The sequence below is a fragment of the Solwaraspora sp. WMMD792 genome (genome assembly GCF_029626105.1).
Taxonomy (GTDB): Bacteria; Actinomycetota; Actinomycetes; order Mycobacteriales; family Micromonosporaceae; genus Micromonospora_E.
In genome coordinates, this window is the sequence record NZ_JARUBH010000009.1 from 4184832 (window position 1) to 4203720 (window position 18889).

The 18889-nt window shown below is 70.7% G+C and carries 14 protein-coding genes; 6 read left to right on the plus strand and 8 right to left on the minus strand.

Going from position 1 to position 18889, the window contains the following annotated elements:
• Positions 1 to 120 precede the first annotated feature (120 nt).
• Together O7629_RS19795 and O7629_RS19800 are read left to right on the plus strand one after the other, a co-directional pair.
• A complete protein-coding gene (locus O7629_RS19795; RefSeq protein WP_278170941.1) occupies positions 121 to 960 on the plus strand; it encodes an SURF1 family protein in 840 nt (279 codons plus the stop codon).
• Positions 957 to 2219, plus strand: a complete 1263-nt coding sequence (locus O7629_RS19800) for an APC family permease (RefSeq protein WP_278170942.1) — start codon at positions 957 to 959, stop codon at positions 2217 to 2219. Before O7629_RS19795 ends, O7629_RS19800 begins: the two co-directional genes overlap by 4 nt.
• Positions 2220 to 2331: 112 nt before the next feature.
• On the opposite strand, the gene araA is transcribed toward O7629_RS19800, so the two are convergent.
• From araA to O7629_RS19835, 7 genes are all read right to left on the minus strand, one after another.
• Entirely contained in the window at positions 2332 to 3828 is a 1497-nt protein-coding gene (gene araA / locus O7629_RS19805; RefSeq protein ID WP_278170946.1) for an L-arabinose isomerase, read from the minus strand.
• A 76-nt stretch (positions 3829 to 3904) separates the two neighbouring features.
• Positions 3905 to 4564, minus strand: a complete 660-nt coding sequence (locus tag O7629_RS19810) for an L-ribulose-5-phosphate 4-epimerase (protein ID WP_278174598.1) — start codon at positions 4562 to 4564, stop codon at positions 3905 to 3907.
• A gap of 77 nt (positions 4565 to 4641) precedes the next feature.
• Complete coding sequence (gene araB / locus O7629_RS19815; protein WP_278170947.1) at positions 4642 to 6324, minus strand: ribulokinase; 1683 nt, start codon at positions 6322 to 6324, stop codon at positions 4642 to 4644.
• 43 nt (positions 6325 to 6367) lie between these two features.
• Positions 6368 to 7390, minus strand: coding sequence for a galactofuranose ABC transporter, permease protein YjfF (gene yjfF / locus O7629_RS19820; protein WP_278170948.1), 1023 nt, complete (start codon positions 7388 to 7390; stop codon positions 6368 to 6370).
• A complete protein-coding gene (locus tag O7629_RS19825; RefSeq protein ID WP_278170949.1) occupies positions 7387 to 8520 on the minus strand; it encodes an ABC transporter permease in 1134 nt (377 codons plus the stop codon). Before O7629_RS19825 ends, yjfF begins: the two co-directional genes overlap by 4 nt.
• Complete coding sequence (locus O7629_RS19830) at positions 8517 to 10043, minus strand: sugar ABC transporter ATP-binding protein (protein ID WP_278170950.1); 1527 nt, start codon at positions 10041 to 10043, stop codon at positions 8517 to 8519. Before O7629_RS19830 ends, O7629_RS19825 begins: the two co-directional genes overlap by 4 nt.
• A gap of 137 nt (positions 10044 to 10180) precedes the next feature.
• Positions 10181 to 11134: an ABC transporter substrate-binding protein gene (locus O7629_RS19835; protein WP_278174599.1), complete on the minus strand. Its 954-nt coding sequence runs from the start codon at positions 11132 to 11134 to the stop codon at positions 10181 to 10183.
• A 664-nt stretch (positions 11135 to 11798) separates the two neighbouring features.
• On the opposite strand from O7629_RS19835, the gene O7629_RS19840 reads away from it, so the two are divergent.
• The 4 genes from O7629_RS19840 (at position 11799) to mmsB (ending at position 17015) form a co-directional block, all read left to right on the plus strand.
• The gene (locus O7629_RS19840; protein ID WP_278174600.1) at positions 11799 to 12782 is read left to right on the plus strand and encodes a LacI family DNA-binding transcriptional regulator; all 984 of its coding nucleotides are present in this window, start codon (positions 11799 to 11801) and stop codon (positions 12780 to 12782) included.
• 372 nt (positions 12783 to 13154) lie between these two features.
• Entirely contained in the window at positions 13155 to 14276 is a 1122-nt protein-coding gene (gene chvE / locus O7629_RS19845) for a multiple monosaccharide ABC transporter substrate-binding protein (protein WP_278174601.1), read from the plus strand.
• Between the two features lie 10 nt (positions 14277 to 14286).
• Entirely contained in the window at positions 14287 to 15837 is a 1551-nt protein-coding gene (mmsA, locus tag O7629_RS19850; RefSeq protein ID WP_278170951.1) for a multiple monosaccharide ABC transporter ATP-binding protein, read from the plus strand.
• Positions 15834 to 17015: a multiple monosaccharide ABC transporter permease gene (mmsB, locus tag O7629_RS19855; protein WP_278170952.1), complete on the plus strand. Its 1182-nt coding sequence runs from the start codon at positions 15834 to 15836 to the stop codon at positions 17013 to 17015. The genes mmsA and mmsB overlap by 4 nt, the downstream gene beginning before the upstream one ends.
• 278 nt (positions 17016 to 17293) lie before the next feature.
• Here the strand turns inward: mmsB and O7629_RS19860 are convergent, their stop codons facing one another.
• A complete protein-coding gene (locus O7629_RS19860) occupies positions 17294 to 18724 on the minus strand; it encodes a condensation domain-containing protein (RefSeq protein ID WP_278170953.1) in 1431 nt (476 codons plus the stop codon).
• Positions 18725 to 18889 lie beyond the last annotated feature (165 nt).

Sequence of the window (18889 nt, forward strand, 5' to 3'; positions counted from 1 at the left end):
CTCTGTACGTACGGGTGGCGGGCGGTCCCGGGCCCGACGGACGCCCGGTGGGGTCGGCCGGACCGCCACCGGCGGCATCGGTGGAACAGCCGCAAGACGATACCCGGTAGTCTCCGCAATGTGTACCGGTTCCTGCTGACGCCCCGGTGGCTGGGCTACCTCGCGGTGGCCCTGGCCGCCGCGGCGGTGATGGTACAGCTGGGAAACTGGCAGCTCGACCGCTACCACCAACGCAGCGCGGTCAACGACCGGATCGACGCCGCCGGGCAGCAGACCCCGGCCGAGCTGACCCAGGCCGCCGGCCGCCCCGGTCCGGCACCCGGGCAGGCCGGCGACGCGCCGCCGGAATCGGCCACCTGGACCAGGGTGACCGCCGTCGGGCGCTACGACAGCGACAACCACGTGCTGGTCCGCAGCCGTACGGTGAACAGCCGGGTCGGGTACGAGGTGCTCACCCCGCTGGTGCTGGCGGACGGTTCCGCAGTGCTGGTCGACCGGGGCTGGATCCCGCCGGACGACAATGGGCTCGCCGTCGCGCCGCCGGTGCCGCCGGCGCCGACCGGCGAGGTGAGGGTGACCGGACTGCTGCGCCAGCCGGAGCCGATGTCCGGCTCGGTGACCCGCCAGGACGGCACGCTGCAGACCCGGCGGATCGCCACCCCGGTGCTCGCCGCCGAGTTGCCCTACCCGATCTACGGCGGTTACGTGCTGCTGCAGCAGCAGGACCCACCGGCCGACCCGGTCTTCGTCGCCGTACCGATCCGGCACGAGAACAGCTGGCAGAACGGCGGCTACGTGGCCCAGTGGTGGATCTTCGCGGCGATGACCCTGGTCGGTTTCGGCTGGCTGGCCCGGCGCGAGGCACACCACCGGCGGCGGCCGGCCGGCGACGGTGACCGGGCCGATGCCACCGGAGGCGATGCCGGCCCGGTCGACCAGCGTCCGACTACCGTGCGGTGAGCCCGACCGACCCGTCGCCCGGCGGTCTGGCCCGTCGGCTCGGCACCGGCGACGCGGTGGTCGTCGGTCTCGGCGCGATGATCGGCGCCGGGGTGTTCGCCGCGTTCGCCCCGGCGGCGGCCGCCGCCGGCGGCTGGCTGCTGGCCGCGCTCGGCGTCGCCGCCGTGGTGGCCTACTGCAACGCGATGTCGTCGGCGCGGCTGGCCGCCCGCTACCCGGAGTCCGGCGGCACCTACGTGTACGGCCGACAACGCCTCGGCGACCTCTGGGGCCACCTCGCCGGCTGGGGGTTCGTGGTCGGCAAGACCGCCTCGTGCGCGGCGATGGCGCTCACCGTCGGCAGCTACCTGGCACCGGGGTACGCCCGGCCGGTAGCGGTCGCCGCGGTGGTCGCGCTCACCGCGCTGAACCTGTTCGGCGTACACCGGTCGGCGCTGGCCACCCGGATCATCGTCGGTGTCGTGCTGGTGGTGCTGGCGGCGGTGGTCGTGGCCGGCCTGCTCGGCGGCACCGGGCCGGTCGTCGGTGCGGCGGGCGGCGTACCCGTCGACGGTTGGGGGGTGCTGCAGGGCGCCGGGCTGCTCTTCTTCGCCTTCGCCGGCTACGCCCGGATCGCCACCCTCGGCGAGGAGGTCCGCGACCCGCGGCGCACCATCCCGCGGGCGATCCCGATCGCGCTGGGCATCGCCCTGACGGTGTACGCGCTGGTCGCGATCGCCACGCTGCGGGCCCTGGGCCCGGCCGGGCTGGCCGACGCTCCGGCACCGCTGGCCGCCGCCGTGTCGCAGGCCGGTGCCGGTTGGTTGGTCCCGGTGGTACGGATCGGCGCGGCGACGGCGGCGCTCGGCGCGCTGCTGGCGTTGATCCTCGGGGTGTCCCGGACCGTGTTCGCGATGTCCCGGGGCCGGCACCTGCCGGCCGGGCTGGACGCCGTGCACCCACGTCGGCAGGTGCCGCACCGGGCGGAGATCGCGGTCGGGGTCGCGGTGGTCGCCCTGGTCTGCGTCGCCGACCTGCGCGAGGCGATCGGCTTCTCGTCGTTCGGCGTACTGATCTATTACGCGGTGGCCAACGCCGCCGCGCTGACCCTGCGCCGCGACGAGGGCGCGCTACCGAGGTCGGTGCCGGTCGTCGGGATCGCCGGTTGTCTGCTGCTGGCCGCCACCCTGCCCGGCACGGCGGTGCTCACCGGGCTGGTGGTCTTCGCCGTCGGCGGCGTCGTCTGGTGGGCCGGTCGCGGCGTCCGGTCCCGCCGCTGAGCCATCCGGCCGCCCGCTGAGCGATGCCCGGCGGCGAGGGAACCCACATGGTTTGGCTCTGCCGGTCCCGCTGCCCGGGGCGCCAGCACCCGGGCAGCGGGACCGGCAGGCGTCAGAAGCCGCGGGCCAGCCGGTGGTACGCCTGGCTCCAGCGCAGCTCGGCGGCGAACCGCCGGACCGTGGTGTCGGCGTCGATGACCGCCAGTTCGGTGCCGGTCATCTCGGCCAGGTCGTGCAACTCGTCCACCCCGACGGCCTGGGAGAGAACGGTGTGGTGCGGGCCGCCGGCGGTCAGCCATGCCTCCGCCGACGTCGGCAGGTCCGGCTCGGGGCGCCACACCGCCCGGGCCACCGGCAACTTCGGCAGCGGCTGTGCCGGCGGCACGACCTCTATCTCGTTGGCCACCAGACGGAACCGTTCGCCCAGGTCGACCATGCCGAGCACGACGGCCCGGCCGGGTGCGGCATCGAAGACCAACCGCACCGGGTCCTCCCGGCCGCCGATGCTCAGCGGATGGATCTCACACGACGGGGTGTCGGCGGCGATGCTCGGGCAGACCTCCAGCATGTGCGCCCCGAGGATCCGCTCCTGCCCAAGGGTCAGGTCGTAGGTGTAGTCCTCCATGAACGACGTACCACCGGAGGCGCCGACGGACATGGCCTTGAGGGTGCGCACCAGTACGGCGGTCTTCCAGTCGCCCTCACCACCGAAGCCGTAGCCGTCGGCCATCAGCCGCTGCACCGCCAGACCGGGCAGCTGCCGCAGCCCGCCCAGGTCCTCGAAGTTGGTGGTGAAGGCCCGGAAGCCGCCCTCGGTCAGGAAGCCGCGCAGACCCAGCTCGATGCGGGCGGCGTAGCGCAGCGAGTCGTGCCGGTCGCCGCCGGCCCGCAACGCCGGGTCCACCCGGTACCGCTGCTCGTACTCGTCGACAAGGACCTTGACGTCGGGGTCCGGTACCGCGTCGACCGCCTCGACCAGCTCGTTCACCCCGTACGTGTTGACCGAGACGCCGAACCGGACCTGCGCCTCCACCTTGTCGCCTTCAGTGACCGCGACGTTGCGCATGTTGTCGCCGAACCGGGCCAGCTTCAGTGACCGCAGCTCGGTGTGGCCGATCGCGGCCCGCGCCCAGCCGGCGATCCGGCCGACGACCCGGGGGTCGCTGACGTGGCCGGCGACGGTCTTGCGGGCCACCCCGAGCCGGGTCTGCACGTAGCCGAACTCGCGGTCGCCGTGCGCGGCCTGGTTCAGGTTCATGAAGTCCATGTCGATCTCGGCCCACGGCAGCGTCACGTTCGCCTGAGTGTGCAGGTGCAGCAGCGGCTTGCGCAGCGCGTCCAGGCCGGAGATCCACATCTTCGCCGGGGAGAACGTGTGCATCCAGGCGACCACCCCGACCACGCCGGGTTCGGCGTTGGCGGCGAGGCAGACCCGCAGGATCTCCTCCGGGCTGGTCAGCACCGGCTGCCAGACGATCTTGACCGGCAGCCCGTCGGCGTCGTCCAACCGCCGGGCGATCTCCTGGGACTGCTCAGCCACCTGCTGCAACGTCTCCGGACCGTACAGCCCCTGGCTGCCGGTCAGAAACCACACCTGCGCCGACCGCATCGATGCCTCCATCACCACGGATCCCCCCTGTGCCACACTTCTCGGTCCCATCTGGACAATCTCTGCCGGCTGCGGTTCACCGCTGGCCGTACACGTTCTGGTAGCGCTCGTACAGCGCGTCGACCGCCGCCTGCGGCAGCGGCTCGACCGGACCGAGCTGGCGGGCCAGGTGGATGGTGCGGGCCACGTCCTCGCACATCACCGCCGCCTTCACCGCCGCCTTCGCGGTCGCGCCGATGGTGAACGGGCCGTGCTGGCGCATCAGCACCGCCGGTGACCGGTGTCCGGTGAGCGTCGCGACGATGCCCCGGCCGATCGCGTCGGAGCCGATCAACGCGAACGGCCCGACCGGGATCTCGCCGCCGAACTCGTCGGCCATCGCGGTCACCGCGCACGGGATCGGTTCGCCGCGTGCCGACCAGGCGGTGGCGTACGGGCTGTGCGTGTGCACCACCCCGCCGACCTGCGGCATGTGCCGGTAGACGTACGCGTGTGCCTCGGTGTCGCTCGACGGCGCGTAGTCGCCCTCGACCAGCGAGCCGTCGAGATCGGTGACGACCATGTGCGCCGGGGTGAGCTCGTCGTAGCTGACCCCGGACGGCTTGATCACCAGCAGGTCGGCGCCGGGCACCCGGGCCGAGACGTTGCCGCTGGTCCAGGTGACCAGCCCCCAGCGGGTCAGGTGCTCGTGCAGCCGGCACACCTCGGCACGCAGCCGGGTGATCTCGGCGGCCACGTCGGTGGCTGCGACGTCGGTGGCGGAGCCGGCGGTCGTTGCGGGGCCGGCGGTCGTTGCGCGGGCGGTGGTGCTCATCAGGCGGATACCTCCCGGTCGGAGCGGGCGAGCGCGGCGTTGCGGATGTCCCGCAGCCGGTGCATCGCCTTGTCGGCACCGGTGCCGAAGTGGTCGTGCAGCAGCTGGTACTCGGCGTACAGCCGGTCGTAGCCGGCGGCGGCATCGGGGTCGGGGCGGTAGACGGCGGTCTCCACCGCGCCCATCACCCCTGCCGCGGTGACCACGTCCGGGTACGCCCCGGCGGCGACCGCCGCGTGGATCGCCGAACCGAGCGCCGGTGCCTGGTCGGAGCTGGCCACGCTGACCGGCCGGCGCAGCACGTCGGCGTAGATCTGCATGATCAGCTTGTTTCGTTTCAACCCACCGGCGACGACGAACTCGGTCACCGGCAGCCCGGCCCGTTCGAACGTCTCCACGATGGTCCGGGTGCCGAACGCGGTCGCCTCGATCAGCGCCCGGTAGATCTCGTCCGGCCGGGTCGCCAGGGTCAGCCCGACGATCAGCCCGGACAGGTGATGGTCGACCAGGACCGACCGGTTGCCGCTGTGCCAGTCCAGGGCGACCAGCCCGTGCCCGCCGACCGGCTGCTCGGTGGCCTGCCGGGTGAGCAGGTCGTGCACGCTGAGTCCGAGGCGCGCGGCCTCGTCGTGCACCGCCGGCGGTACGCCGTTGTCGACGAACCAGGCGAAGATGTCACCGACGCCGGACTGGCCGGCCTCGTAGCCGTACGCCCCGGCGGTGATGCCGCCGTCGACGACGCCGCAGATGCCCGGGACCTCGACCAGGTCGGTGCCGTTCATCACGTGGCAGGTCGAGGTGCCCATCACGGCGAGCAGCTGTCCCGGTGCGACCGCGCCGGCCGCCGGCGGGGTGACGTGCGCGTCGACGTTGCCGACGGCCACCGCGATGCCGGCCGGCAGCCCGGTCCAGCCGGCGGCCTCGGCGGTCAACCCGCCGGCCCGGGCGCCCAGCGGCAGGATCGGGTGTTCCAGCCGGGTGGCCGCGAAGTCGGCGAAGTCGGGGTGCAGCGCGGCCAGGTACGCCGGGTCCGGGTACCGGCCGTCCTGGTAAATACCCTTGTAGCCGGCGGTGCAGGCGTTACGGGTCTCGGCGCCGCACAGCTGCCAGACGATCCAGTCGGCGGCCTCGATCCACCGCTCGGTACGGGAGTAGACCTCCGGGTCCTCCTCCAGCACCTGCAACGCCTTGGCGAACTGCCACTCGGCGGAGATCTTGCCGCCGTACCGGCCGATCCACGGCTCGCCGCGCTGGTGGGCCAGGGCGTTGATCCGGTCGGCCTGTGGCTGCGCCGAGTGGTGCTTCCACAGCTTCGGCCAGGCGTGCGGCCGCTCGGCCAGCTCGGGCAGCTGGCACAGCGGGGTGCCGTCGGCCAGGGTCGGCAGCACCGTGCACGCGGTGAAGTCGGTGGCGATGCCGATCACCTGTGCCGGATCCACGCCGGCGTCGGCGAGTGCCGCCGGCACGGCGTGGCGCAGCACGTCCCGGTAGTCCTCCGGGTCCTGCAGGGCCCAGTCCGGCGGCAGCGGTTTGCCGCTGGTGGGCAGGGCCCGGTCGATGACGGCGTTGCGGTACTCGTGCACCGCCGAGCCTGCTTCGGCGCCGTCGGCGACCCGGACCACGACGGCCCGCCCGGACAAGGTGCCGAAGTCGATGCCGATGGTGTACTGGTCGGTGTTCACCCGTTCTCCCTGTGGTGGATTCCTACCTGGCCACTATGGTGAGTCATCCGCGCCGCCGGGTGACCAGGCGTTGCAGGATGATGAAGGCGAACAGCAGCGCGCCGATGACGATCTTCGTCCACCAGGAACTCAGCGTCCCCTGGAAGGCGATGATCGTCTGGATGAGACCGAGCACCCCGACGCCGAGGACGGTGCCGAGCAGGTAGCCGGATCCGCCGGTGAGCAGCGTGCCGCCGATCACCACCGCGGCGATCGCGTCCAGCTCCAGCCCCTGGGCGTGCAGGCTGTAGCCGGAGAGCATGTAGAAGCTCAGCAGCACGCCGCCGAGGGCCGCGCAGAACCCGCTGATGGTGTAGACGGCGATCCGGGTCCGCCCGGCCGGCAGCCCCATCAGCAACGCGGACTGCGGGTTGCCGCCGATCGCGTACACGTTGCGGCCGAACGGCGTGTACGCGAGCACGAAGGCGGCGATCAGCACGACGACGAGCGCGATGACCACGCTGATCGAGATGAAGTAGCCGTCGCCGAAACGCAGCCGCTGCTGGGCCGCGCCGGTCCAGAACGCGTCGGTGATCGGGATCGAGTCGCTGGTGATCAGGTGGCAGAGCCCCCGGGCCAGGAACATCCCGGCCAGGGTGGCGATGAACGGCTGGATGTCGAAGAAGTGGATGATCAGGCCCATCAGCAGCCCGAGCGTGGTGCCGATGAGCAGGACCAGCGGCAGCACCACGCCGGCTGGCCAGCCCTCGCGCAGCAGCACGGCGGCGCAGACGGTGGTCAGGGCGACCACCGCGCCGACCGACAGGTCGATGCCGCCGGTGAGGATCACGAAGGTCATCCCGACCGCGACGACCAGCAGGAAGGCGTTGTCGACGAAGACGTTCAGCACGATCTGTGGCTGGGCGAACCCGGTGTAGTTGAGCGCGCCGAGGCCGTACATGGTGGCGAGCAGGGTGAGGGTGGCGAGCACCGGCAGGTGCCGTTGCTGCGGCAGGTACCGCCGAGGGCGCACGGTCGGCGTCGGCGCGGTGGCCGTCGCCTGCCGGGGGTCGCTGACGTCGATCATGCCCGTACCTCCGCCTCTGCCGGTGCCGCCGGGCCGGCCTGCTGGGGCAGCCCGCCACCGGTGCCGTCCGGTCGCTTCCCGGGCGGGGTTGCCGGCGGCCGGGCGGGCCCGCCACGGCGGGTGATCCCGGCCAGTCGGGCGCGGAACGCCGACGACTGGGCCAGGCACAGCACGATGACCACGACCGCCTTGAACAGCAGGTTCGCCTGGCTGGGGATGCCGATGGTGTAGATGGTGATGTCCAGCGCCTTGATGATCACCGCGCCGAGGACGCTGCCGGCGAGGGAGAACCGGCCGCCGGTGAGCGCGGTGCCGCCGATGACGACGGCGAGGATCGCGTCGAGCTCGATCAGGTTGCCGGCGTTGTTGCCGTCGGCGCTGGAGACGTTGGAGCTGAAGATGAGTCCGGCGATGCCGGCACACAGTCCGGCGAAGACGTACGCCAGGATGACGAGTTGCCGGGCGCGGATGCCGGCCAGTCGGCTGGCGGTCGGGTTGCCGCCGACCGACTCGACCAGCATGCCGAGCGCACTGCGCCGGATCAGCAGCGCGGCGGCGGTGACCACCGCGACGACGATGAGCACCGACACCGGCAGGGTGAGCGCGTAGCCGGCGCCGATCACCTTGTACGGCGCCGAGTTGACGTTGATGATCTGCCCGTCGGTGATCAGCTGGGCCAGCCCTCGGCCGGCCACCATCAGGATCAGTGTGGCGATGATCGGCTGGATGCCGATCGCGGCGACCAGGGTGCCGTTCCAGAGGCCGAGCAGCACCGAGAGCCCGAGCGCCAGGGCGACGGCGAACAGCACACCCCCGACGCTGTTCTGGTCGGCCAGACCGCTGATGTGCAGGCAGGCGAGCGCGCCGGAGATGGCCATCACCGAGCCGACGGACAGGTCGATGCCGCCGGTGGCGATGACCACGGTCATCCCGACGGCGACCAGGACCAGCGGGGTGCTGGCCCGCAGGATGTCGATCAACGAGCCGTACAGGTGCCCGTCGCGAACCGTGATGGAGAAGAAGCTCGGGGTGAAGAACAGGTTGCTGACCAGCAGCACCACCAGGATCAGCACCGGCCAGAACAGCCGCTGCCGGACCAGGCCGGTCAGTCGTCGCTGCGCGTCGCTCATGCTGCCGCCTCCCCGGCGATGGTCCGCATGATCCGGTCCACGTCGACGCCCGCACCGTTGGCGAGCTGGTCGATCATCTGCCGGTCCCGCAGTACCGCGATCTTGTGGCTGAGCCGGAGGACCTCCTCCAGCTCGGCGCTGATGAACAGCACCGCCATGCCGCCGCCGGCCAGCTCGACCACCAGGCGCTGGATCTCCGCCTTGGCGCCGACGTCGATCCCCCGGGTCGGTTCGTCGACGATGAGCAGCTTGGGCTCGGTGATCAGCCACCGGGCCAGCAGCACCTTCTGCTGGTTGCCGCCGGACAGGTTACGGATCGGCAGCTCCGGGTCGGCCGGGCGGATCTGCAGCGCGGCGATGTACTTGGCGACCAGCTCGTCCTGGCGGCGACGCGGGATCGGTCGGGCCCACCCCCGGGCGGCCTGCATGGCGAGGACCAGATTTTCCCGTACGGTCAGGTCCTCGACCACGCCCTCGGCCCGCCGGTTCTCCGAGCAGAACGCGATGCCGTTGGCCATCCCGGTCCGCGGGCCGCGCAGCGCGGTCGGCCTGCCGGCGATGCTCAGCCGGCCCCGCTCGGCGCGGTCGGCACCGAACAGCAGCCGGGCCGCCTCGGTACGTCCCGATCCGAGCAGCCCGGCGAAGCCGACCACCTCGCCGGCGTGGATGGTCAGGTCGAACGGGGCGATCGCCCCGGACCGGCCGAGTCCGGTCGCCTCCAGCACCGGCTGACCGCCCTCCAGGGTGGCCAGGTCCGGCTTGGACTCACCGTCGAGCTGCTCCAGCACGCTGAGGTCCTTGCCGATCATCTTGGCCACCAGCTCCAGCTGGCTCAGCTGCGCGACCGGCCACTCACCAATCAACCGGCCGTTGCGCAGCACGGTCATCCGGTCGGCGATCTCGTAGACCTGGTCGAGGAAGTGCGAGACGAACAGGATCGCCACCCCGGACTCCTTGAGCTGGCGGATCACCGCGAACAGCTGTTCCACCTCGGAGGCGTCCAGGCTGGAGGTCGGCTCGTCGAGGATGAGCACCTTGGCCGAAATGTCCACCGCGCGGGCGATGGCGACCATCTGCTGTACGGCGAGCGAGTGGCTGGACAGCGGCGCCGTCACGTCGATGTCGAGATGCAGCCGGTGCAGCAGCTCGGCCGAGCGGCGCCGCATCGTGGCCCACCTGATCGCGCCGAACCGACGGGGCTCCCGGCCGATGAAGATGTTCTCCGCCACCGACAGGTTGGGGCAGAGGTTCACCTCCTGGTAGACGGTGCTGACGCCGGCCTGCTGGGCCTGCAGCGGACCGGCGAACCGGACCTGCCGGCCGGCGAGCCGGATCTCGCCGCGGTCGATCCCGTAGACCCCGGTGAGAACTTTGATCAGGGTGGACTTGCCGGCGCCGTTCTCGCCCATCAGGGCGTGCACCTCGCCGGGGAACATCCGGAAATCGACGTCGTCGAGCGCGACGACGCCGGGGAAGGTCTTGCCGATCCCGGTCATCTCCAGGATCGGCGCCGCGTCGGTCATCCGTACCTCTCACTGCTGTCGCTGCGGCCGGCCACCGCCGGCCCGGTCGGCGCCTGCGAGGGCCGACCGGGCCGGCGGCCGGCGCCTGCCCCCGTCGTCCCGCCCGGCGCGGTGGCCGGGCGGGACGACGGCCCGGCTCAGTACTCCCGGGTGGGCAGTGCTTCCTTGGCCTGTTCCTGGGTGAAGGTGGTCTCCTCGGTGACCACCCGCTTGGGCACCGACTCGCCGGCGTGCACCTGCTCGACCAGCTCCATCAGCTGTGGCCCGAGCAGCGGGCTGCACTCCGCGATGAAGTTGATCTTGCCGTCGGCGAGCGCCTGCATGCCGTCCCGGACCGCGTCGATCGTGATGATCGTGATGTCCTGGCCGGGCACCAGACCGGCGGCCTCGATCGCCTCGATCGCACCGAGACCCATGTCGTCGTTGTGCGCGAAGAGCACGTCGATGTCGTCGTGGGCCTGGAGGAAGGCCTCCATGACCTCCTTGCCCTTGGCCCGGGTGAACTCACCGGTCTGCGACGCGATGATCTCGAACTTCGGGTCGGCGGCGATCGCCTCACCGAAGCCCTGCTTGCGGTCGTTCGCCGGGGCCGAGCCGGTGGTGCCCTGCAGCTCGACGATCCGCACCGGGCCGGGCTCGTCGGCGAACTCCTCGACCAGCCACTCCCCGGAGAGCCGGCCCTCGAGGACGAAGTCGGAGCCGATGAAGGTCTCGTAGAGCGTCTCGTCCTGCGAGTCCACCGCGCGGTCGGTCAGGATCACCGGGATCTCGGCGTCCTTGGCCTCCTTGAGCACCGTGTCCCACCCGGACTCCACGACCGGGGAGAAGGCGATCACGTCGACCCGCTGGGCGATGAAGTTGCGGATCGCCTTGATCTGGTTCTCCTGCTTCTGCTGCGCGTCGGCGAACTGCAGCTTGATCCCGGCCTCGGCCGCGGAGTCCTGGATCGACTTGGTGTTCGCGGTACGCCAGCCACTCTCGGCGCCGACCTGGGAGAAGCCGAGGACGATCTGGTCGTCACCGCCGCCACCCCCCTCCGCGCCCGAGTCACCACAGGCGGCGGTGGTCGCCACCATCATCGCCGCGATCATGACGGCGGAAAAACGTCTGAACACTGCCTACCTCCCGCTGAGGCTGATGTCGTCCGCCGGTTGGCCGGACGACCGGCGGTCGAAACGGCCCACGGATGCGGTGGACCGATTGTTAGCGTTAACTTCGTGGCCTGGTCAAACACCCGGCATGCGCCGAGCTTTCACCCTGCCGACACCCTTCCCAGGTGGCCAGACTGGTCGGGATGCCATCGACGGCTGGGGCTCAACCGCCGCGTTTCAGGAGTGTTACCGTTCTCATCAAGCACGTCAAGGGGGTGGATCGCGGCCGTTACCGCTCTGTTGCGACAACTTTCCTCGGCGACACCGAGTGGGGCTGGACGATCAGATGAGCGATAACATCGACAACTGTCGCAGACAAGGATATCCGGTCGGGTCCCCGTAGTGGGCTACCACTGCCGGATCGATGGGACCAGGTTCTCCCCTCGGCTCGCCGCCAGCCCATGGCGGCTCCCGGCGGGTGACCGCTAACCTCGCTGTTGACGGAGCTGGCACGGGCACCGGAAGACAGCCCGGCCCACCCGGCCGGTCCAGTTCCACGGCCCTGGCACCACGCCGGGTCTGAAAGATCATCGGCAGTGCCGGCACGTCCCGGCCGGACTTGAGGTGGGCAGCGGTGAGCAGCAGAAGCGTCCGGGAACCGGCGATGACGGATGTGGCCAGACTGGCCGGGGTTAGCCACCAGACGGTGTCCCGGGTGCTCAACGGTCACCCCAACGTGCGCGAACAGACCCGGCTGCGGGTCCGGGCCGCCATCGCCGAGCTGGGCTACCGGCCGAACCGCGCCGCCCGCGCCCTGGTCACCGGCAAGTCACAGGTGATCGGAGTGGTGGCACAGAACTCGACGCTCTACGGCCCGGCGTCCCTGCTCGCCGCGTTCGAGCAGGCCGCCGGGGCCGCCGGGTTCGCGGTCAATGTGGGCAGCGTCCGCAGCCTGGACCGGCAGTCCATCGCCGGCGTCGTCGACCGCCACCTCGACCAGCGGGTCGCCGGCCTGGTAGTGATCGCACCGGTGGTCTCCGCCGGCGAGGCCGTGGAACAGGTGCCGGCCGGGGTGCCGCTGGTCACCATCGACGGTGACCCGCAGCGCAACACCGCGCTGGTCACCGTCGACCAGGCGGCCGGGGCACGGGCCGCCACCCGGTGCCTGCTGGACGCGGGTCACCCGACCGTCTGGCACGTCTCCGGTCCGGGCGACTGGTTCGACAGCGCCGGGCGGATCCACGGCTGGGAGCAGACCCTGCGGGACGCCGGTGCCGAGGTCCCGCCACTGGTGCCGGCCGACTGGAGCGCGGCGTCCGGCTACCGGGCCGGGCAGATGCTGGCCCGGATGCGCGACGTCACCGCCATCTTCGCCGCCAACGACCACCTCGCGCTGGGCATCCTGCGGGCACTGAGCGAGCGGGGCCGGCGGGTGCCGGACGAGGTCAGCATCATCGGCTTCGACGACGTGCCGGAGGCCGCCTACTTCACCCCACCGCTGACCACCGTCCGGCCGGACTTCGACGCGGTGGCCAAGGCGAGTCTGGCGCTGCTGCTGCGGCAGATCGAGTCGGGCGCGCGCAGCGACGAGCGGCACACCATCGAGCCGACCCTGGTGCACCGGCGCAGCGTCGCCGCACCCAGCTGAACCGGCCCGCCAGCCGAGCCGGCGGCGCTCCACATCCAGCCCTTGAGCTGTGGAAACGTCCCGCGACGGAAGCGTCGGGGCGGCACCGGCGCGGGCGGTCGGATGTTTCGCATCGGTTTCCCCAGGATCGCGCAGGGGCTCTTGACAGCGATCTTGTGAGCGATAACACTGCGACTCACATAGCCACCGATAGTTGCAGCAACCCGACAGCGTGACGGGGCCGCATGGCCAGCGGCCGTCCGCCGTGCCCGGGTCACCGCCCAGCGGCCCGGCACCTCATCGCCCACGGCACCACAACCTCCCGCCTGCGGCGCCACCGCCCGCAGCCCATCCCAGAAGAGGGAGACGTCCGTGCAACTGCGCACCAGCACCATGATTCGACGGCTGGCCACGATCGGCGCAGCCGCCGCCCTGGCGACCGGTCTGGCCGCCTGCGGTTCCAGCGAGAAGACCATCAACCAGGAGACCGGCAACGGCGACAACACGGGTGCCCTGGTCGGTGTCACCATGCCCACCCGGTCCTCCGAACGCTGGATCAGCGACGGCGACAACGTCAAGGCCGCGCTCGAGGAGCTGGGTTACGAAGTCGACCTGCAGTACGCGGAGAACGACATCCCGACCCAGGTCAACCAGATCGAGAACCAGATCACCCAGGGCGCCCGGCTGCTGATCATCGCCTCGATCGACGGCAAGGCGCTGACCACTCAGCTGCAGCAGGCCGCCGACCAGGGCATCCCGGTCATCTCCTACGACCGGCTGATCCTCGGCAGCCCCAACGTGGACTACTACGCCACCTTCGACAACTTCCAGGTCGGCGTACAGCAGGCGACGTCGCTGCTGGTCGGGCTCGGCGTACTCAACGCGGACGGCTCCGCCGGCGAGGCCGACGGGCCGTTCAACATCGAACTGTTCGCCGGATCGCCGGACGACAACAACGCCACCTTCTTCTTCGACGGCGCGATGTCGGTGCTGCAGCCGCACATCGACTCGGGCAAGCTGGTGGTCCGCAGCGGCCAGACCGACTTCGACACCGTCGCGATCCTGCGCTGGGACCCGGCCAACGCGCAGCGACGGATGGAGGATCTGCTCACCCGCACCTACCAGGGCGGCGTCACCGTCGACGGGGTGCTCTCGCCGTACGACGGGCTCTCCATCGGCATCCTGTCCGCGCTCAAGAGCAGCGGGTACGGCACCGCCGGCCAGCCCTACCCGGTGGTGACCGGGCAGGACGCCGAGGAGGCTTCGGTCAAGTCGATCCTGGCCGACGAGCAGTACTCGACGATCTTCAAGGACACCCGCGAGCTGGCGCAGAAGACCGTCGAGATGGCGCACGCCATCCTCAGCGGCGACGAGCCGGAGGTCAACAACACCACCGACTACGACAACGGGGAGAAGGTCGTCCCGTCCTACCTGCTCGAGCCGGTGATCATCGACAAGAGCAACTACGAGGTGCTGATCGACAGCGGCTACTACTCGGCCGAGCAGCTGGGCTGAGTCCACGACCATGCCGACCGACGCCATCCTGCAGATGCGGGGCATCACCAAGACGTTCCCCGGCGTGCGTGCTCTGCACGACGTCAATCTGACCGTACGCCGGGGTGAGATCCACGCCATCTGCGGCGAGAACGGCGCCGGCAAGTCGACCCTGATGAAGGTGCTCTCCGGCGTCTACCCGCACGGGTCGTACGCCGGAGAGACCACCTTCGACGGCCGGCCGGCCCGGTTCGCCGGGATCCGGGACAGCGAGCACCGGGGCATCGTGATCATCCACCAGGAGTTGGCGCTCTGCCCGCAGCTGACCATCGCCGAGAACATCTTCCTCGGCAACGAACAGACCCGCCGTGGGCTGATCGACTGGAACCACACCAACCACCAGGCGGCCGAGCTGCTGCGCCGGGTCGGGTTGACGGAGAATCCGACCACCCTGGTCACCGAGATCGGGGTGGGCAAGCAGCAGCTGGTCGAGATCGCCAAGGCGCTGTCCAAGCAGGTGAGGCTGCTGATCCTGGACGAGCCCACCGCCGCGCTCAACGACGAGGACTCCGCGCACCTGCTCGACCTGCTCCGCGGGCTGCGGGACACCGGCATCACCTGCGTGATCATCTCGCACAAGCTGAACGAGATCCTCGCCATCGCCGACACGATCAGCATCCTGCGCGACGGCGAACTGATCGAGACGCTCGACCTGGCGACCGACGAGGTGACCGAGGACCGGCTGATCTCCGGCATGGTGGGCCGGTCGATGGAGCACCGGTTCCCGCCGCGCACCCCGAGGATCGGCGCCGAGGCGCTGCGGATCGAGGAGTGGACGGTGCGCTCCCCGGACGGCGACCGGGTGGTCGTCGCCGACGCCAACCTCACCCTGCACCGTGGGGAGGTCGTCGGGCTCGCCGGGCTGATGGGAGCCGGCCGCACCGAGCTCGCGATGAGCGTCTTCGGTCGGGCGTACGGCCGGGACATCAGCGGCCGGGTGTACAAGGACGGCCGGCAGATCCAGCTGCGCTCGGTCCGCGAGGCGATCGACCACGGCATCGCGTACGCCACCGAGGACCGCAAGCGGTACGGGCTGAACCTGATCGAGGACATCCAGCGCAACGTGTCGGCGGCCGGGCTGACCCGGCTGGCCCGTCGCGGCTGGGTCGACGAAGGCGCCGAGCACCGGACGGCGCAGGAGTTCCGCCGCAGCATGAACATCAAGGCGCCGAGCGTGGCGAGCATCGTCGGCAAGCTCAGCGGCGGCAACCAGCAGAAGGTCGTGCTGTCCAAGTGGATCTTCACTGAGCCGGACGTGCTGATCCTGGACGAGCCGACCCGGGGCATCGACGTCGGCGCCAAGTACGAGATCTACTCGATCATCAACCAGATCGCCGACAACGGTACGGCGGTCCTGGTCATCTCCTCTGAACTGCCCGAACTGATCGGGCTGTGCGACCGGATCTACACGTTGTCGGCCGGCCGGATCACCGGCGAGGTGCGGCGGGCCGACGCCACCCAGGAGCGACTCATGCAGCACATGGTGCAGGGACAGGAGCAGGGATCGGGGGCCGACCGGTGAGCGTCGCCCGGATCAACGTCCGCGAGAGCGGCATCTACATCGCGTTCGGGCTGATCGTCGTGCTGTTCGCGGTGCTGACCGACGGGGCGCTGCTGCAGCCGCAGAACCTGTCCAACATCATCGTGCAGAACTCGTACGTGCTGATCCTGGCGATCGGCATGATCCTGGTCATCATCGCCGGGCACATCGATCTGTCGGTCGGCTCGGTGGTCGGCGCGACCGGGGCGATCGCCGCCGTACTGATGGTCGAGCACGACCTGCCCTGGCCACTCGCCCTGCTGATCACCCTGATCGCCGGTGCCGCGATCGGCGCCTGGCAGGGGTTCTGGATCGCGTACTTCGGCATCCCGGCGTTCATCGTCACCCTCGCCGGGATGCTGCTGTTCCGAGCGCTCACCCTGAGTGTGCTCGGCAACCAGGGCATCGGGCCGTTCCCGGATCCGGTGCGTACCCTCGCCAACGGCTTCACCGAGGGCTATCTGGGCAACATCGGGTTGGGCCCGCTCGGCGGCGCCGATCTGGTCAGCCTGCTGGTCGGTCTGGTCGCGGTCGGCGGTATCGCGGTCAGCCAATGGCGGGCCCGGGTCGCCCGGCTCGGCTACGACCAGGCGGTGGAGCCGATGCCGGTCTTCCTGTTCAAGATCGTCGGCGCCTCGGCGGCGGTGCTGTTCGTGATCGTGCAGCTGGCCCGGTTCAAGAACCTGCCGTGGGTGCTGGTGCTGCTGGCGGCACTGGTGCTCGGCTACTCGCTGCTGACCAAGCGGTCGGTGTTCGGTCGGCAGATCTACGCGGTCGGCGGCAACCTGCAGGCCGCGGTGCTGTCCGGAGTCAAGGTCAAGTCCGTCGTGTTCTGGATCTTCGTGAACATGGGGGTGCTCTCCGCGCTGGCCGGGATCATCTTCGCTGGCCGGCTCAACCTGGCTGGACCGACCGCCGGCAACACCTTCGAGCTGGACGCGATCGCCGCCGCGTTCATCGGCGGGGCGGCCGTGCAGGGCGGGGTCGGCAAGGTGGTCGGCGCGGTCACCGGCGGTCTGATCATGGGCGTGATCAACAACGGGATGTCGCTGATCGGCGCCCCCAGTGAGAACGTCATGCTGGTCAAGGGTGCGGTGCTGCTCGCCGCGGTCGCCTTCGATGTGTGGAGCAAGCGCCGCGCCGGCGTCGCCTCCCGCTGACTCCGCCGATCCACCCGTACCGCCTGGGCTGTCCACCGGGATGCGGCGCAGCTCACCATCGGCCCCACCGGTCTGACACCCGCAGCCCGCACCGCTAACCTCCTGATGCTCGGCGACAGCCCGGAGCCGCCGGCGATCCCGGCGGCGGTGGCCATCACGGCCAGCCACGGACGTCGTACCGCGAACCGTAGGCAACAACCACGCCTACCGCGGCCTGCCCTGCTCCCACACGACGGGGGCGGGGCAGGCCCATGTCGTCCTAGCGCACCAGCTTGGCTTCACCTGACGACCCGGCCCCGTCCGCCGCCAGGGCCGGGCTGCCAGGGCCACGGCACGTCCCGGTACGCGGCCTCGATGAGCAGCGCCTCCAGGTCGCGCAGGTACGGCTCGATCGTTTCCGGTGCCAGGAACCGGGTGTCGACCGTGTAGGTGAGGCCGAGCGCATCCGGCTCGTCCACCACGTGCAGCAGGCGGTGCCAGGAGGCGGCGTCCAGGCCGTCGGTCCGGGAGAAGCGACTGTCGTCGGCGGCCGCCCGCAACTGCTGCTCGGCGACCAGCGGCGCGTCGTCCACCAAGTCCCCGCCGGGCAGCCGGACGTCGTTGAAATAGTAGTGCGGCAGGAATGCGGTGGTGTAGTCGTAGCCGAGTTCCTCGAACGTCGTCCGCATCGCAACGGCGTCGTAGTAGGCGTGCAAATAGCCGTCTAGCGCGACCCGATAGATCCGTGGTAACAGCTCAAAGAATCCCGGCCGATCGGCGATGTCCAGCACACAGAAGCCGATTTGACCGAGATTGGCGATCGCATTGACGTACTCGGGCCGGAAGCGGTTGTGCGACATGTTGAACAGTCCGCAGACCTGACGCCCGGTCGCTCCGGCCGACAGGGCGGTGGTGGCGGCGAGCAGCACCGTCGAGACGCTCACCCGGTGCCGGGCGGCGACCATCCGGGCGGCGGTGGCGGCGGCCGACGAGACCAGCGTGCCCCGGTGCAGCCGTGGGGTGGCCGGCGGCACCGGCTCGTCGAGCGAGACGTCGGCCAGCCGGCGGTACTGCCGGAGCCAGTACGCCACGGTACGGCCCGAGCGCCGCTGGTCCGGCCCGTGCTGGCGGCGGGCCACGTCCACCGACTGCAGCCCGGCCGGGGTGCCCAGGTCGCCCCGGAGCAGGATCAGCCGCAGGTCACGCAGCACCACCTCGACCGCGTACGCGTCCACGGTCGAGTGGCTGAAGACCAGCACCAGCTGGCGTACCACGCCGTCGACCTGCACCACGGCGAACCGCACCGGCCACTCCCGACCGTGGTCGAAGGCGACGTCACCCAGCCGGCGGGTGAGCTCGGCGGCCGCCGCGGCGCCGTCGCCGGTGCCCGCAACCACCAGGACCGGGACCTGCCCGGCCGCCGCGGTCTCCTGCCGCGACGTTCCGTCCGCCGCCCGGCACACCCGGGTACGCAGCCCGCCGTGCCGGCCGACCAGCGTGCCGATCGCCCGCACCACGCTGGACAGGTCGGCCGGGGCCCGACGCGGCACCGCCAGCACCCGGCGCAGGTTGAGGAACAGGTGCTGGGTCCTCGACAGGGTGGCGGCCCGCCACATGACCTGCTGTGCCCAGGTCATCGGCGCGTCCTCGGTCCGACCACCGTGGAATTCCGCGTGGATCAACTCGTCCATGGCCCACTCGGTGGGCACGATGGCATCGGCGAATCGCATTCCTGACGGTACGACGGCACGACGTGCATCGAATCGATCGTTCGTCTGCACCACAGTGCACCAAAAGTTGATTCCGCTGTGCCGACGACGGGAGTCAGGCTGATGGTTCATGTAGACAAATCAAAGGCAATCCGGGTGACGAATCTCGACGTACCAGCGCAGGAT

Bases quoted from the DNA above. Each gene is read 5' to 3' on its own strand.
- araA (WP_278170946.1), bottom strand. From the start codon at position 3,828: ATGCGGTCGGCGCAGGTGTGGTTTCTGACCGGCAGCCAGGGGCTGTAC.
- chvE (WP_278174601.1), top strand. From the start codon at position 13,155: ATGATTCGACGGCTGGCCACGATCGGCGCAGCCGCCGCCCTGGCGACC.
- O7629_RS19825 (WP_278170949.1), bottom strand. From the start codon at position 8,520: ATGAGCGACGCGCAGCGACGACTGACCGGCCTGGTCCGGCAGCGGCTG.
- O7629_RS19835 (WP_278174599.1), bottom strand. From the start codon at position 11,134: ATGATCGCGGCGATGATGGTGGCGACCACCGCCGCCTGTGGTGACTCG.
- O7629_RS19830 (WP_278170950.1), bottom strand. From the start codon at position 10,043: ATGACCGACGCGGCGCCGATCCTGGAGATGACCGGGATCGGCAAGACC.
- O7629_RS19860 (WP_278170953.1), bottom strand. From the start codon at position 18,724: ATGCGATTCGCCGATGCCATCGTGCCCACCGAGTGGGCCATGGACGAG.
- O7629_RS19840 (WP_278174600.1), top strand. From the start codon at position 11,799: ATGACGGATGTGGCCAGACTGGCCGGGGTTAGCCACCAGACGGTGTCC.
- yjfF (WP_278170948.1), bottom strand. From the start codon at position 7,390: ATGATCGACGTCAGCGACCCCCGGCAGGCGACGGCCACCGCGCCGACG.
- mmsA (WP_278170951.1), top strand. From the start codon at position 14,287: ATGCCGACCGACGCCATCCTGCAGATGCGGGGCATCACCAAGACGTTC.